Consider the following 15,383-nt stretch of genomic DNA (forward strand, 5'->3'; position numbering starts at 1 on the left):
TCATGGAATTCCTCACCCCTCCCTTCATGCAGCGGGCGCTGATCGCCGCCGTGCTGGTCGGCGTCATCGCCCCCGCCGTCGGCATTTACCTGGTGCAGCGCCGGCAGGCCCTGATGGGCGACGGCATCGGCCACATCGCGATGACCGGCGTCGGCCTCGGCTTCCTGCTCTCCACCAGCCCGGTCTGGATGGCCACCGCCGTCGCCGTCGTCGGCGCGGTCGTCATGGAACTGATCCGCTGGTACGGACGCACCCGGGGCGACATCGCGCTGGCGATGCTCTTCTACGGCGGCATGGCGGGCGGTGTCCTGCTGATCAACCTCTCCGACACCGGCTCCAACGCCAACCTCACCTCGTACCTCTTCGGCTCCCTCTCCACGGTCTCCTCCGAGGACATCACCGCGATCGGTCTGCTGGCGGCGTTCGTGCTGCTGGTGACGGTGGGGCTGCGCAGGCAGCTGTTCGCGGTCAGCCAGGACGAGGAGTTCGCCCGGGTCACCGGGCTGCCGGTGCGGGTGCTGAACCTGCTGATCGCGGTCACCGCGGCGGTCACCGTCACCGTCGCGATGCGGGTCGTCGGGCTGCTGCTGGTCAGCGCCCTGATGGTGGTCCCGGTCGCCGCCGCACAGCAGATCAGCCGGTCCTTCAAGGTGACCTTCGTGCTCTCGGTCGTCATCGGGGTGGCGGTGACCCTGGCCGGCACCATCACGTCGTACTACCAGGACGTGCCGCCCGGGGCGACGATCGTGCTGCTGGCCATCGGCGTCTTCATCGCGCTGACCCTGCTCGCCACCCCGCTGGGAAGAAGGCGCGCGCGCCTCGGTGAATCGGCCGCGGAACGGTGCACCCTGGAGGTACCGGCCACCCGCCGGGCCACGGACGACGTCCGCGTCTGACCCCGCGGCCGGGCCGGACTGGCACAATGGCCCGACAAACGTACGGGCGACACGAGGAGGCTCCTGTGGCGACGGCGCCGAGCAGCGGTACGAACGCGGCCCCGGTACGCGGCCGCTCGACCCGGCAGCGGACCGCGGTGGCCGCGGCGCTCGACGAGGTGGACGAGTTCCGTTCCGCGCAGGAGCTGCACGACGTGCTCAAGCACCGCGGCGACTCGGTCGGGCTGACCACGGTCTACCGCACCCTGCAGTCCCTCGCGGACGCGGGTGAGGTCGACGTACTGCGCACCACGGAGGGCGAGTCCGTCTACCGGCGGTGCTCGACCGGTGACCACCACCACCATCTGGTCTGCCGGGTGTGCGGCAAGGCCGTCGAGGTGGAGGGCCCGGCCGTGGAGCAGTGGGCGGAGACGATCGCGGCGCAGCACGGCTACGTCAACGTGGCGCACACGGTCGAGGTCTTCGGCACGTGCGCGGAGTGCGCGAGCGCCGGGAAGTGATCCGGGCCGGCGGGGGCGAGCCCCCGCCGGCCCGCCGTGCTCAGCTGCCGGATTCCGCCGCCTCCTCCGCACCGCCGAAGCGCCGGTCGCGCTGGGCGAATTCGAGGCAGGCGCGCCACAGGTCGCGGCGGTCGAAGTCCGGCCACAGCACGTCCTGGAAGACCATCTCGGCGTACGCGCTCTGCCAGATCAGGTAGTTGGACGTGCGCTGCTCGCCGCTCGGGCGGACGAAGAGGTCGACGTCCGGCATGTCCGGGTAGTAGGTGTACTTCGCGAAGGTCTTCTCGTTGACCTTCGACGGGTCGAGCTTCCCGGCCGCGACATCCTGGGCGATCCGCTGCGCGGCGTCGGCGATCTCGGCCCGGCCGCCGTAGTTGACGCAGAAGTACAGCGTCATCTTGTCGTTGTCCTTGGTCTGCTCCTGGGCGACCTGGAGCTCCTGGACGACGGACTTCCACAGCTTCGGCATGCGGCCGACCCAGCGGATCCGGATGCCGAGCTCGTCCATCTCGTCGCGGCGGCGGCGGATGACGTCCCGGTTGAAGTTCATCAGGAACTTCACCTCGTCCGGGGACCGCTTCCAGTTCTCGGTGGAGAAGGCGTACAGCGAGAGGTTCTTGACGCCCATCTCGATGCAGCCCTTGAGCACGTCCATGACGACGCCCTCGCCGACCTTGTGGCCCTCGGTGCGCGGCAGCCCGCGCTCCTTGGCCCAGCGGCCGTTGCCGTCCATCACCACGGCGACGTGCTTGGGCACCAGCTCACCGGGGATCTTCGGCGGCACGGCACCGGACGGGTGCGGCTCCGGGGTCTTGTGGTCGCGCCGGTTACGGCCGCCGAGGATTCCGCGTACTGCCATGAGCTTCTCAGTCTCCCTGTGTCTACTTTTCCACGTACCGCAGCGAGCGCAGCCCGCGCTCCAGATGCCAGTGCAGATAGGCGGACACCAGGCCGCTCCCCTCCCTGACGTGACGCGCCTCGCACGCGTCCGCCGTCTCCCAGTCGCCGGTGAGCAGTGCGCTCAGCAGGGTGACGGCCTCAGCCGAGGGTACGACGCTGCCCGGTACCCGGCAGTCGCCGCATATGACGCCGCCCGCCGCGACGGAGAAGAACCGGTTCGGTCCGGGCATTCCGCACCGGGCGCAGCCGTCGAAGCTGGGGGCGTAGCCGTTGACGGCGAGGGAGCGCAGCAGGAAGGCGTCCAGGATCAGGTGGGGATCGTGCTCGCCGCGGGAGAGGGTGCGCAGTCCGCCCACCAGGAGCAGGTACTGCTGGACGGCGGGTTCGCCCTCGTGGTCGGTGAACCGCTCGGCGGTCTCCAGCATCGCGGTGCCGGCGGTGTAGCGCCCGTAGTCGGTGACGATCCCGCCGCCGTAGGGGGCGATGGTCTCGCTCTGGGTGCAGAGCGGCAGTCCGCGTCCGATCAGCTCGCTGCCGCGGGCGAAGAACTGCACGTCGACGTGGGAGAAGGGCTCCAGCCTGGCCCCGAACTTCGACTTCGTGCGTCGCACGCCGCGCGCGACGGCCCGTACCCGGCCGTGGCCGCGGGTCAGGATCGTGATGATCCGGTCGGCCTCGCCCAGCTTCTGCGTGCGGAGCACCACGCCGTCGTCCCGGAACAAGCTCATGGCTCCATTGTCCGGTACGCGGGTGGCCCGGCGGCTCCGCCCCCTCGGGCCGGGCCGCTCAGCTTCCGGCCGCCCCGCCCCCGGCGGCCACGACCAGCCCGGATTCGTAGGCGATGATCACCAGCTGGGCGCGGTCGCGGGCACCGAGTCTGCCCATGATCCGGCTGACGTGGGTCTTGGCGGTGAGCGGGCTGAGGCCGAGGGTCTCGGCGATCTCGGTGTTGTTCAGGCCGCGTGCGACGAGGCCGAGGACCTGGCGTTCGCGGTCTGTGAGCGCCTCGGGCCCGCCGGGTCCGGGGGCGGGCGGGGCGCTGGGGGCGCTGAGGACCCGGGCGATCAGCCGGGCGGTCGGTCCGGGCGAGAGCAGGGCCTCGCCCGCGGCCACCGTCTTGATGGCGGCGAGCAGGTCGGCGGGCCGGGTGTCCTTGACCAGGAAGCCGGAGGCGCCCGCGCGCAGCGCCTCGACGACGTGCTCGTCGGTGTCGTACGTGGTCAGGACCAGCACCTTCACTCCGGCGAGGTCCTCGTCGGCAGCGATGCGGCGGGTCGCCCCGATGCCGTCGAGTTCGGGCATCCGGATGTCCATGACGACCAGGTCGGCCCGTTCGGAGCGGGCGAGGGCGACCGCTTCGAGGCCGTTGGCGGCCTGGCCGACGACCTCCATGTCCGGGTCGGAGCCGACGAGCATCGCGAACGCGGCCCGCACGAGCGTCTGGTCGTCGGCGAGCAGTACGCGGATCATGCGAGGGTCTCCGATTCCTGTTTCTGGACGGGCAGCAGCGCGGACACCTCGAAGCCGCCACCGGGGCGGGGACCGGCGTCCAGGGTGCCACCGGTGGAGCGGGCCCGTTCCCGCATGCCGACGATGCCGAACCCGGGCGCGGAGCCGTCGTCCACCGGGCCGGTGCCGTCGTCGGTGACGGTGACGCGCAGGGCGCCGGGGGCGGGCTCCACGACGACGCCGACGCGGACGCCGGTGCCCGCGTGCCGTACGGCGTTGGTGAGTGCCTCCTGCACGATCCGGTAGGCGGCCGCTCCGGTCGCCGGGGCGAGCCGGCCCCCGGGCTGGTGCACCCGCAGGTCCACGTGGGCCCCGGCCGCCTCCGCGGCGCGGACGAGGCCGGGCAGCGCGGCCAGGCCGGGCAGCGGCCCGTCCGCGTCGTCGCGGCCCGCGTTCCCGGTGTCGCGCAGTACCTGGAGGGTGGTGCGCAGTTCGGCGCGGGCCTCCCGGCAGGTGCCGGCGATGTCGTCCAGTGAGGCGGCGATCGCCTTCCGGTCCAGCCGGTCCGGGTCGACGGTGAGGATGTGCGAGGCCACCGAGGTCTGCACGCCGATGAGGGTGATGCTGTGGGCCAGCAGGTCGTGCAGGTCGCGGGCGATCCGCAGCCGCTCCTCCGCGACCCGCCGCCGGGCCTCCTCCTCGCGGGTCCGCTCGGCCCGTTCGGCGCGCTCCAGGACCGAGGCGACGTACTGGCGGTAGATGCGTACGTCCACCCCGCAGAACAGGACCGCGACGACCCAGCCGGAGATCCGCAGCAGTTCGAGCCCGCTGTGCGTGCTGATCCCGAGCACCACGGTCATCATCACGGCCATCACGGCGATGCCGGTGAGCAGGGTGCGCAGCGGGCGGCCGGTGACGGCGACGGTGTAGAGCGCGATCCAGGTCTGCGGCATCGTGGCCGTGTGGTCGTTGTCGAGGCCGTGGTAGAGCGCCAGCAGCGGGACCATGGCGGCCACCACGAGCACGGGGGCGCGCCGCCGCCAGCCGAGGGCGACCGCGCTCGCCCCCAGCAGCAGCCAGCCGAGCGCGTCGGGCGGCCGGCCGCCGAACAGGGCGAGGCCGGCGGAGAGCGCACCGGCGCCCCCGGCCACGAGGGCGTCGGTGCGCGCCCGGTGCGGCGCGTGCATGGGGTCGCGGTTGACGACGGCCAGGATGCGCTCGCGGCGGCTGGTGGTTCGGGACACGCGGCCATCCTCCGGTACGGGGCGGGGCACTGTCAGGGCGCCCGGAGGAGTTCCGGTTCCTGCGGCCCGGCGGGCGGGACGGGCGCTGCGGGCGTGGCGGGTGTCCGGCTGAGCGCCCCCGGCCACCACATCCGGCGTTGCAGGGCGACGGCGGCGGAGGTGACGAGGTAGGTGCGGACGAGGAAGGTGTCCAGGAGCACACCGACGGCGATGACGAAGCCCATCTCCACCAGGCCGGTCAGCGGCATGTTCGTCAGGACGGCGAAGGTGGCGGCGAGCACCAGTCCGGCCGAGGCGATCACACCGCCGGTGGTGCGCAGGGCGGTGAGCGCGGCGGCGGTCGGTCCGGCGCCGGCCAGGGCTTCCTCGCGTACCCGGTGCATCAGGAAGATGCCGTAGTCGACGCCGAGTGCCACCAGGAAGACGAAGGACAGCAGGGGCAGTCCGGGGTCGGTGCCCTTGAGGCCGAGGAGCGGTTCGAGGAGCAGTCCGCCGATGCCGAGCGCGGCGCCCCAGACGGCGACGACGGCGGCGACGAGCAGCAGCGGGGCGACGAGGCTGCGCAGCAGGACGATCAGGATGAGCAGGACGGAGAGCAGGACGAGCGGGACGACGGTGCGCAGGTCGCGGGCGCTGGACCGCTCCAGGTCCATCTGCTGGGCGCCGGGGCCGCCGACGTGGGCTCCGGGCAGGCCCGCGCGCAGGGCGTTGACGGTGTTCCGCTCCCCGGCGGACTCGGGTGCGTCCCTGGCGACGACGGACAGTTCGGTCCAGCCGCCGCCGCTGCGGCCGCGCTCCGCTGAGGCGACCCCCTCGGTGGCGCGGGCCCGGTCCAGGGCCTCGTCGGCCCGGCCGGTGGGGGCGAGGACGGTGATCGGCTGGCTGGAGCGGCCGGGGTAGGCGTCGGCGAGTGTCTCCATGACGGCGACGGAGTCGGGCTTGCTGGTGAAGGAGTCCTCCTGCTTGAGGTCGCCGGGCCGGCTGAACACCCCGAGCGACAGGGCGCCCAGCAGTACGACGCCGGTCACGAGTACCGCGACGGGACGGCGTCCGGCCGAACTGCCCATGGCGGCGAACAGCGAGCGCCGGCGCGCGGGTTCGCTGCCGTACGCCGGCACGAGCGGCCAGAACACCCGGCGGCCGAGCAGCACCAGGAGCGCGGGAAGCAGCGTCAGCATGGCCAGGAGCGCGCACAGCACCCCGACGGCGGCGATGGGTCCCATTCCCCGGCTGCTGGTGAGATCGGCCGCCAGAAGGCACAGGAGGCCCGCCGCGACGGTGGCGGAGGAGGCCACAACGGCGGGGCCGCAGCCGCGCAGGGCCGCCGCCATCGCGTCCAGCGGCCGGGCGTGACGGGTGAGCTCCTCCCGGTAGCGGGAGACCAGCAGCAGCGCGTAGTCGGTGCCCGCGCCGAAGACGAGGATGGTCATCACGGCGGAGCTCTGGCCGGTGACGGTGAGGCCGAAGCCTCGGTTGAGTCCGTAGACGACGGCCATCGAGAGGGCGTCGGCGACGCCCGCGACGGCGAGGGGCACCAGCCAGAGCAGCGGGCTGCGGTAGATGAGGATCAGCAGGATCGCGACGACGGCGACGGTGGTGTAGAGCAGCGGGCCGCCGAGGGAGCCGTATACCTTCTGCGCGTCGGTGTTCATCGCGCCAGGACCGCCGACCCGGACGCTCAGCCCGTCGCCGCCCTTCGCGGTCTCGCGCACCTGGTCGACGAACGCGGTCCGGGCATCGTCGTCCTGGCCGGGCCCTGTGGTGGAGACGGGGTACATCAGGGTCGTGCCGTCCTTGGAGGGGACGGCGTGCGGGGGCGCGGTGAGGGTGTGGTCGGCGGCCACCCTGGCGGTCTGCCGGGCCGCCTCCGCGCGGTCGGCCGGGGTCAGCGCGGCGTCGCGGTGGTAGACGAGGACGAGGTCGGTGGACTCGCCGCCGGGCAGCGCTTCCTGGATCTTCGCCACCTGCGTCGAATCCGCGCTCGCCGGCAGGTAGTCGACGGCGTGGTTGGCCTGTACGTCCGAGAGTCTCCCGGCGAGGGGCCCGGCTATCGCGATGACGGCGACCCAGAGCGCGACGACCGCCCAGGGCAGCTTCCGCCACCGGCTCCATGCCCGCGGCCGCGCCGGTCCGCCCCTGTCCTGCGTTGCGGCCCGCATACGGGCCCCCTTCCGTCCGGGTGTCTGGATTCATGTCCAGACTCCCGTCGGGCCGGGGCGGATTCGTCGCGCCGGAGACCGACATCCCCGTTACTGCCGGGGAGGGTGCCGTACGCCGGCGTACTCCCTCGGGAGTATCGGCCGGGTGGGGCGGAGATCGTTCAGTCGTTCAGGAGGGCGTACGCGCCGCCGCGGCGAGCAGCCGGGCCGTGTCCTCCGTGCGGAGCTGGAGCGCGCCGCCGACGGTGGTCAGCACCTCGCGTTCGGCCTGGCTGTACGGGCCGTCGGCGAGCGCGATCCTGGCGCCCTGGAGCAGAATCGATTCACGGCCGGTCTGGGCCAGGTGCGGGGCCAGGGGCTCCAGCGCCTCGTGGAGCTCGATGGCGAGGGCCGCGCCGCACGCCTCCGCGGCCGGGTCGAAGGCCGAGCCATGGCCGATGTCGACGGAGAGGACCTCGACGACGGTGGCGAGCTGCTCCTGCGTGCAGCCGTCGAAACCGGCGCCGCGCACGGTGGCGACGGCGGTCTCCAGGACCGTGCGGGAGGTGGTCCCGCCGGCCGCCAGGACGCCGAGCGCGACGGTGTGGACGCCGTCCTTGAGCATCGCGGAGAACCGGGTGGTGGTGGGGTGGTCGAGCGTCTCTGTGCCGAAGTGCTCGTGGCACGCGGCGCATTCGACGACCGGGCCCACGGTGCCGCGGCGCAGCAGCGGTACGCCGAGGAAGGTGAACCGGCGACGTCCGGTGAGGCGGCGGTAGTTGCGGTCGCCTCCGCAGCCGGTGCAGAAGAACTCGCCGTCCCCGACGGTGTCCCACATCGTACGGATGCCGCAGATACGCAGCTTCATGGCGCGTTGTCCCAGGGCTGACGGCACGTCGCACACCTCCGTAACTCCCCCGTAGCCCTGCGGACACGGGAGGTACCAACACGGCAACATTGCCGTGTTGGACGTGATGTTAACCACATCCGTGAAGCGGCGTCAGCACCTCGCCCGTCACAACCGCCCCGAGATGGCCGAACCCCGCCTCCCGGATGCGGGCGACGGGGTTCACGGACCGTACCGATTCATGCCCTTTCGGGCGGGCGGGTCAGCGGGTGGCGCGGTTGACCGCCGAGACGACCGCCTTCAGCGAGGCCCGGGTGGTGTTGGCGTCGATACCGATGCCCCACAGGACCTTTCCGTCGATCGCGCACTCGATGTACGAGGCGGCCTGGGCGCTCGCGCCCTCGCTCATCGTGTGCTCGGTGTAGTCCAGCAGCCGGGCATCGATGCCGATGGCCTGCAGCGCCTCGAAGAACGCCGAGATCGGGCCGTTCCCGGTGCCGGTGAGCACGGTGTCCGCGCCGTCCACCGTCGCCTCGACGGTGATCGTGTCCTGGCCGTCGGACCCGATGGTGCTCTGGCCGGTACGGATCTGGACGCGGCCCCACTGAGCCTCGGCGTTGTCCGGGTTGGGCAGGTACTCGTCCTGGAACGTGGTCCAGATCTGCGCCGGGGTGATCTCGCCGCCCTCGGCGTCGGTCTTGGCCTGAATGATCCGGGAGTACTCGATCTGCATCCGGCGCGGCAGGTCCAGCTTGTGGTCGTTCTTCAGGACGTACGCGATTCCGCCCTTGCCGGACTGCGAGTTGACCCGGATGACGGCCTCGTAGGAGCGGCCGACGTCCTTCGGGTCGATCGGCAGGTAGGGCACCGCCCACTCGATGTCGTCGACCGTCTTGCCCTGGGCGGCCGCGTCGGCCTCCATGGCGTCGAAGCCCTTCTTGATGGCGTCCTGATGGGAGCCGGAGAAGGCGGTGTAGACCAGGTCGCCCGCGTAGGGGTGGCGCGGGTGGACCTCCATCTGGTTGCAGTACTCGCTGGTGCGGCGGATCTCGTCGATCTGCGAGAAGTCGATCTGCGGGTCGACGCCCTGCGAGAAGAGGTTCATGCCCAGCGTGACCAGGTCGACGTTGCCGGTGCGCTCGCCCTGGCCGAACAGGCAGCCCTCGATCCGGTCGGCCCCGGCCATCAGCGCCAGTTCGGCGGCGGCGACGGCGGTGCCGCGGTCGTTGTGCGGGTGGACGGACAGGCAGACGAACTCGCGGCGCGACAGGTTGCGCGACATCCACTCGAACCGGTCGGCGTGCGTGGACGGCGTCGAACGCTCCACGGTGGCGGGCAGGTTGAGGATGATCTCGCGGCCGGCCTCGGGCTGCCAGACGTCACACACCGCCTCGCAGACCTCCAGGGCGAAGTCCAGCTCGGTGTCGGTGAAGATCTCCGGGCTGTACTGGTAGCCGAAGATCGTCTCCTCGCCCAGGATCTTCTCCGCGTACTCCATGACCAGCCGGGTGCCATCCACCGCGATCTGCTTGACCTGCTCCCTGGAGCCGCGGAAGACCACGCGGCGGAAGGTGGGGGCGGTCGCGTTGTACAGGTGGACGGTGGCGCGGTGGGCGCCGCGCAGCGATTCGACGGTGCGCTCGATCAGTTCCTCGCGGGCCTGCGTCAGGACGGAGATCGTCACGTCCTCGGGGATCGCGCCCTCTTCGATGATGGAGCGGACGAACGCGAAGTCGGTCTCGCCGGAGGACGGGAAGCCGACCTCGATCTCCTTGTAGCCCATGCGTACGAGCAGGTCGAACATCTCGCGCTTGCGGGCCGGCGACATCGGGTCGATCAGCGCCTGGTTGCCGTCGCGCAGGTCCGTGGAGAGCCAGCGGGGTGCGACCGTGATCCGCTTGTCCGGCCAGGTGCGGTCGGGGATCTCGACGGCCTCGTACTGCCCGTACTTGCCGATCGGCATCCCGGAGGACTTCTGGAGCCCGGTGGCGTTGGTGATCGGCGTGGGGCGGCCGACGGCGTTCGCGACGGGGTTCTGAGCGGGATTCACTGCGGTCATGGCGTGGGGCTCCTCGGAGTCCGGCAAGAAGGTTTCCCCTGCTCATCGAGAGCTGAGGGAAGGCCGACTGTGTCGCTGCAACACAAGACTCCGCGGGGAGGGGGTCGGCCTACGACTACAGACCCTCGCCGCGGCAGCTAAGAAGAAGCAGCCCGAAACGCATGATGCGAAGAGACTAGCCGAGCGACGCCCGAGACGTCTGTGCCGTATCAGTATGCGGGACCGGAGGCCGGTAACGGTTAAACAGTGACTGATCACTCTAATTCGTCAATCCTGGTGGCAACCAGTGACACAGCGATCACGCGCTGCCACAGTCGAGTGCATGCAGCCTCGAACTCAGCACAGGTCCCAGCCCGTCTTCTGCACCATCGTGCCGCCCCACGTCCTCGACAAGCTGTCCCAGTCCGACGATCCCGTCCTGGCGGACCCGGCCCGCCGCACCCTGGAGGCCGACGCCGCCCGGCGCACCCGCCGCCAGGTGACGACCCCCGTCCCGGCCCGCGTCGCCCCCGCCCCGGAGGACGAGCGCTCCGGCAAGCCCGACCGCACCCTCTACGACTGCCGGCACGGCACCGAGCTGCCCGGCACCAAGGTCCGCGCCGAGGGCGAGGACCCCACCTCCGACGCCAGCGTCAACCGCGCGTACGCGGGTCTCGGCGCCACCTTCGAACTGCTGCTCAAGGCCTATGGGCGGCGTTCGATCGACGGCAACGGGCTGCCGCTGATCGGCTCCGTGCACTACGACGAGAAGTACAACAACGCCTTCTTCGACGGCGAGCAGATGGTGTTCGGCGACGGGGACGGGGAGATCTTCCTCGACTTCACCGTCGCCATCGACGTCATCGCCCACGAACTGGCGCACGGCCTGACCCAGTACACGGCCAACCTGAGCTACTACGGCCAGTCCGGCGCGCTCAACGAGTCCGTCTCCGACGTGTTCGGCTCCCTGGTCAAGCAGTACTCGCTGGGCCAGACCGCGGAGCAGGCCGACTGGCTGATCGGCGCGGGCCTGCTGGCGCCGCGCGTCCAGGGGGTGGCACTGCGCTCGATGAAGGCGCCCGGCACCGCGTACGACGACGATGTGCTCGGCAAGGACCCGCAGCCCGCGTCCATGGACGACTACATCCGCACCGGCGACGACAACGGCGGTGTCCACCTCAACTCCGGCATCCCCAACCGGGCGTTCTACCTGCTGGCGACCGCGCTCGGCGGCAGTTCCTGGGAGAAGGCCGGACAGCTCTGGTTCGATGTGCTCACCGGTGGTGAACTGGCGGTGGACGCCGACTTCGCGGCCTTCGCCCGGCTGACCGTCGCGGCGGCACGCAGCCGCTTCGGTGCGGGCGACGAGGTGGAGGCGGTTCTCAAGGCCTGGTCGGAGGTGGGCGTACCGACCGCGTAGGCAGCAACCAGGGCGCGTCCGCAGGGGAAGGACACCGTATGCGGATCAAGGTGAGCAGGACCGGCGGCTTCGCCGGTATCGCACGCCACCGCGAGATCGACACCTCCGGGCTGGCCGACGCCCGCGAATGGGAGGCCCTGGCCGAATCGGCGCTCGCCGCCGGCCGGGACACCCCGCCGGCCGGCGTTCCGGACGGCTTCGGCTACCGGATCACGGTCGGCGACCGGACGGTGCACTGCGCGGACCCCCGGCTGACCGACGCCCAGCGCGCACTGGTCTCACGCGTCCTGAAGGAGGGCGCGTGAGACCGGCGGCGTGCTGCTGAAGAAACCGCGGAGGCTCAGAACCCCAGCTTGCGCAGCTGCTTCGGGTCGCGCTGCCAGTCCTTGGCGACCTTCACGTGGAGGTCCAGGAAGACCGGCGTGCCGAGCAGGGCCTCGATGTGCTTGCGGGACTTGGTGCCCACGTCCTTGAGCCGCTGGCCCTTCGGGCCGATGATGATGCCCTTCTGGCTGGGCCGCTCGATGTAGACATTGGCGTGGATGTCGAGCAGCGGCTTGTCCGCCGGCCGGTCCTCGCGCGGCAGCATCTCCTCGACGACGACCGCGATGGAATGCGGCAGCTCGTCGCGTACGCCTTCGAGCGCGGCCTCCCGGATCAGCTCCGCGACCATGACCATCTCGGGCTCGTCCGTGAGGTCGCCCTCCGGGTAGAGCGGCGGGCTCTCGGGGAGCAGCGGGGCGATCAGGTCGGCCAGCAGGCCGACCTGGTCGTCCTTGACGGCCGAGACCGGGATGATCTCCGCCCACTCGAAGCCGAGCTCCTCGCCGAGGCGGGAGACGGCCAGCAGCTGTTCGGCCAGCTGCTTGGACTCGACCAGGTCGGACTTGGTGATGATCGCGATCTTGGGCGTCTTCTTGATGCCCGCGAGTTCCTTGACGATGTACTTGTCGCCGGGGCCGAGCTTCTGGTCGGCGGGCAGGCAGAAGCCGATGACGTCGACCTCGGCCCAGGTGGTGCGTACGACGTCGTTGAGACGCTCGCCGAGCAGGGTGCGCGGCTTGTGGAGGCCGGGGGTGTCGACCAGGATCAGCTGCGCGTCCGGCCGGTGCACGATGCCGCGGACCGTGTGCCTGGTGGTCTGGGGCCGGTTGGACGTGATCGCCACCTTCTGGCCGACCAGAGCGTTCGTAAGGGTGGACTTGCCCGCGTTGGGACGGCCCACGAAGCAGGCGAAGCCGGCCCGGTGCGGGGCGGTGTTCTCAGCCTGCTGCGCAGCAGCTTCTGGGTTAGGTCGAGCGCTCATGGCGCCCATTGTCCCCGATCCCGGCGGCACTGCCGCACCAAGGCGGCCGGCGGCGTCGCCGGGTCGCTCGTCTCAGGCGGTCCGGCGACGGCTCCGGCGGGCCCGGATCCACAGCCCCGCGCCCCCGGCGAGCAGCGCCAGGAGCACCCCGGCGACCAGCCAGGGCAGCGCGAAGTACCCGGCGGCGGCGGACTCGCGGGTGTCGCGGGCGCTGGCGGTCAGCTTGACCTCGCCCCACTCCAGCTGCGGCGCGCCCTTCCACTCCTCGGTGAGCCGGACCTCCTGGCGGGGCAGCAGCTCGGACGGGATCCGTTTGAGGTCGCGGGCGAGCAGGGTGCGGCCGAAGAGCCCCTCCGCCTTGAGCGCGACCTTGGGGCTGAGGGTGACGTTGCCCCGGTTGTGGAGCGTGTACGAGATGACGGCGCGGGACTTTCCGGTGCCCGGGACGAGCGGCTGGGTGTGCTCGACCCTGATGTCGTCGACGGAGAGCGCGGGCATCGTCGGGCCGTTGACCCGCAGGTAGATCCGGGCGCCGACGGCCTTCTGGATGCCGACGGCCACCGCGCCAGCCTCTGCGGGGTCGACGCGTTCGTCCAGCGCGACGAGGGCGCCGGGGTGGTCGCCCGGTTCGGCGTCCTCGGGGACCTTGATCGTGACGGGCACGGTGACCGAGCCGTGCGGTTTCACGGTGATCCGGTCGCGGCCGGTCGTGGCCCAGGCGCCGACGGAGCGCTGCTTCTCGTTCCGCGCGCGGACCGCGAATCCGCCGTCGCGTTCGGTGTTGTACGCGTCGGCCGCGTACAGCCGGAAGGTCAGCGGGGCGGCGGTCTTGTTCTTGACGGTCACCTTGTCGGTGAGGGTGGCTCCGGGGTCGGCCGAGAGGTAGAAGTACGGCCGGGTGCCGGTGGCGGTGGTGGCCGGGAAGACCGACCAGCTGCCGTTGTCGGCGGCGCCCGCCACGGGCGCGCCCAGCAGGAGCAGTGCTGCGGACAGCAGGGACGACAGGAGTACGGACAGCTTGCGCACGGTGCGGGCCCCCAGGGTGCACGCGTTGGCGGGGTGGGTGGACCGGCCGGGTGCGCGCCCGGCCCACCGGGTTGATCAGTGCTCAGCTGCTCACGAGCCCGTGGAGTCGCGAGCTCACGGAGTCACGGGCTCCCGGCTCACGTCAGGGTGAGGGTGAGCACTCCGGAGTAGGTGCCGGCGGCCGCGTACGCCGGCACGTCCAGCGACAGTCCGGCGTCGACGGTGAACTCGCCTCCGGTGAAGGCGCCGTTCGGCGTGGCGGCCAGGGTGGCTCCCGCGCTGCCGACCGGACCCTGTGAACCCGCCGCGCAGGTGCTCGGGCTGCCGGCCTTCGTCGCACAGGCCGGGCTCCAGCCGAGCGCGGAGGCGCCGATCGTGGCACCGGCCGGTCCCTTGAAGTCGGTGACCTTGCCGGTCAGCGACCAGCCCGCGGGGCCGCCGCGGAAGTCCTTGACCGTCACCGTCCGCAGGGCGCCGGTGGAGGCGCCGCCCTTGCCGAAGTCGACCGCCGAGAGGGCGACGGAGTCCCCGGCCTGCGACATGGAGAGCGTGCCCGCCTTGACGGTCGAGGTCAGCTTCTGGCTGCCGTCCGGGGTCTCCCCGCCGCCGGTGACGGTGTAGGCCTGGGGGCCCGCACCCTTGGCGGCGTCCCAGGCGGCGCCCTCGTAGGCGACGATCGCGGTGGTCGCCGGATCGTTGACGGTGAGCTGCCCGGTGAAGCCGCCCGAACCGTCCGCGGTGGCCGTCGCGGTGTCACCGGTCTGGGCGTCCCCGGCCCGGCTGGCGAGGGTGACGGAGGCGCCCGCGGTGAACTTCGAACCGACCACGCCGACCTGGTCACCGGCCGCGCCGGAGGCCGCACCGAGTTGGATGGCGCGCTCGTTGACCTGGCCGCCGCCGTCCGTCGCGATGACCGTCTGGGAGACGGGCGCGGGCGGATCCGTGACCGTGCAGGGGGTGTCCAGCTCCATGATGTAGCTGGTGTGGATGTTGTAGTCGCCGGGCGAGAGGGTGATCTCGCCGGGCGCGGTGACCGTGAACGTGCCGGTCATGGAGAACGACGGGAACTCGCCCTTGCCGGGCACCGGATCGTTCTTCTTCGGACCCGCCACCGTGATGTCGGCGGACTGCGCCCCGGCGACGGTGACCTTGCCGGTCGGCGTCATGATGTCGGCGGGCAGCGCCAGATCGACCGGGTTGCTCGCGGCCGGTTTGACGACGGTGTACGTCACCGTGACCGTGTCGCCGACCTTCGGGGCCGCGTTGTCGACGCTGATCTGCGCCGACGTCGTCCCGTCGATCGGCGGGATCCCGGCGATCGCGGGCGGGATGCAGTGGGTCGGGAAGTCCACCGCTACGGACGCCGCCGCCATGGCCTGGGCAGGTCCGGCGAGCAGCCCTCCCCCGGTGACGACGAGCGCGCCCACCCCGAGCGCGGCGGCCCAGCGGCGGCTTCGACGCCGCGTTCCCGGGCTGTCGGATCTTCGAACGGCTGGACTCATGGAGCCCCCTCCTGCGGAATGTGCGGCGCGGCGGCTCTTCCGCGCCGGCAGGGGGCCATTGATGACTCCGGCCGAAAAGAAGTCAATGGAAGCGAAATGCGCTGACTGATGGTCCAT

The 15,383-nt window shown here is 71.6% G+C and carries 14 protein-coding genes; 4 read left to right on the forward strand and 10 right to left on the reverse strand.

From position 1 onward, the window contains the following. Window positions 1–2: 2 nt before the first annotated feature. Window positions 3–896, forward strand: coding sequence for a metal ABC transporter permease (locus ACZ601_RS07360; protein ID WP_469534201.1), 894 nt, complete (start codon window positions 3–5; stop codon window positions 894–896). 65 nt (window positions 897–961) lie between these two features. Beyond that, window positions 962–1,396 (forward strand): Fur family transcriptional regulator, encoded by a 435-nt coding sequence (locus tag ACZ601_RS07365; RefSeq protein WP_469534203.1) that lies wholly within the window; start codon window positions 962–964, stop codon window positions 1,394–1,396. A 40-nt stretch (window positions 1,397–1,436) separates the two neighbouring features. Here the strand turns inward: ACZ601_RS07365 and ACZ601_RS07370 are convergent, their stop codons facing one another. The 7 genes from ACZ601_RS07370 to leuA all read right to left on the reverse strand — a co-directional run bounded on the left by ACZ601_RS07370 (window position 1,437) and on the right by leuA (window position 10,033). Further along, a complete protein-coding gene (locus tag ACZ601_RS07370) occupies window positions 1,437–2,255 on the reverse strand; it encodes an isoprenyl transferase (RefSeq protein WP_401921395.1) in 819 nt (272 codons plus the stop codon). 22 nt (window positions 2,256–2,277) lie between these two features. Continuing rightward, on the reverse strand, window positions 2,278–3,024 hold the full coding sequence (recO, locus tag ACZ601_RS07375; protein WP_024491646.1) for a DNA repair protein RecO: 747 nt from the start codon (window positions 3,022–3,024) through the stop codon (window positions 2,278–2,280). A gap of 58 nt (window positions 3,025–3,082) precedes the next feature. Beyond that, window positions 3,083–3,766, reverse strand: a complete 684-nt coding sequence (locus ACZ601_RS07380; RefSeq protein WP_469534206.1) for a response regulator transcription factor — start codon at window positions 3,764–3,766, stop codon at window positions 3,083–3,085. After that, window positions 3,763–4,932, reverse strand: coding sequence for a sensor histidine kinase (locus ACZ601_RS07385; protein ID WP_469535252.1), 1,170 nt, complete (start codon window positions 4,930–4,932; stop codon window positions 3,763–3,765). The genes ACZ601_RS07380 and ACZ601_RS07385 overlap by 4 nt, the downstream gene beginning before the upstream one ends. 89 nt (window positions 4,933–5,021) lie before the next feature. Continuing rightward, complete coding sequence (locus ACZ601_RS07390; RefSeq protein WP_469534209.1) at window positions 5,022–7,148, reverse strand: MMPL family transporter; 2,127 nt, start codon at window positions 7,146–7,148, stop codon at window positions 5,022–5,024. A gap of 169 nt (window positions 7,149–7,317) precedes the next feature. Then, the gene (locus tag ACZ601_RS07395) at window positions 7,318–7,995 is read right to left on the reverse strand and encodes a tellurite resistance TerB family protein (RefSeq protein ID WP_469535254.1); all 678 of its coding nucleotides are present in this window, start codon (window positions 7,993–7,995) and stop codon (window positions 7,318–7,320) included. Window positions 7,996–8,236: 241 nt separating this feature from the next. Continuing rightward, window positions 8,237–10,033, reverse strand: coding sequence for a 2-isopropylmalate synthase (gene leuA / locus ACZ601_RS07400; protein ID WP_469534212.1), 1,797 nt, complete (start codon window positions 10,031–10,033; stop codon window positions 8,237–8,239). A gap of 322 nt (window positions 10,034–10,355) precedes the next feature. On the opposite strand from leuA, the gene ACZ601_RS07405 reads away from it, so the two are divergent. Beyond that, window positions 10,356–11,432 carry a M4 family metallopeptidase gene (locus tag ACZ601_RS07405; protein WP_469534215.1) on the forward strand — a complete coding sequence of 359 codons (1,077 nt, stop codon included), beginning with the start codon at window positions 10,356–10,358 and terminating at the stop codon, window positions 11,430–11,432. Window positions 11,433–11,470: 38 nt separating this feature from the next. Further along, on the forward strand, window positions 11,471–11,737 hold the full coding sequence (locus ACZ601_RS07410) for a protealysin inhibitor emfourin (protein WP_440576091.1): 267 nt from the start codon (window positions 11,471–11,473) through the stop codon (window positions 11,735–11,737). 35 nt (window positions 11,738–11,772) lie between these two features. On the opposite strand, the gene era is transcribed toward ACZ601_RS07410, so the two are convergent. The 3 genes from era to ACZ601_RS07425 form a co-directional block, all read right to left on the reverse strand. After that, window positions 11,773–12,747 carry a GTPase Era gene (era, locus tag ACZ601_RS07415; RefSeq protein WP_199884410.1) on the reverse strand — a complete coding sequence of 325 codons (975 nt, stop codon included), beginning with the start codon at window positions 12,745–12,747 and terminating at the stop codon, window positions 11,773–11,775. A 63-nt stretch (window positions 12,748–12,810) separates the two neighbouring features. Further along, the gene (locus ACZ601_RS07420; RefSeq protein ID WP_469534219.1) at window positions 12,811–13,764 is read right to left on the reverse strand and encodes a WxL protein peptidoglycan domain-containing protein; all 954 of its coding nucleotides are present in this window, start codon (window positions 13,762–13,764) and stop codon (window positions 12,811–12,813) included. Between the two features lie 137 nt (window positions 13,765–13,901). Beyond that, entirely contained in the window at window positions 13,902–15,266 is a 1,365-nt protein-coding gene (locus ACZ601_RS07425) for a WxL domain-containing protein (protein ID WP_469534222.1), read from the reverse strand. Window positions 15,267–15,383: the final 117 nt, after the last annotated feature.

This window comes from Streptomyces sp. NPDC104307 (genome assembly GCF_055584045.1).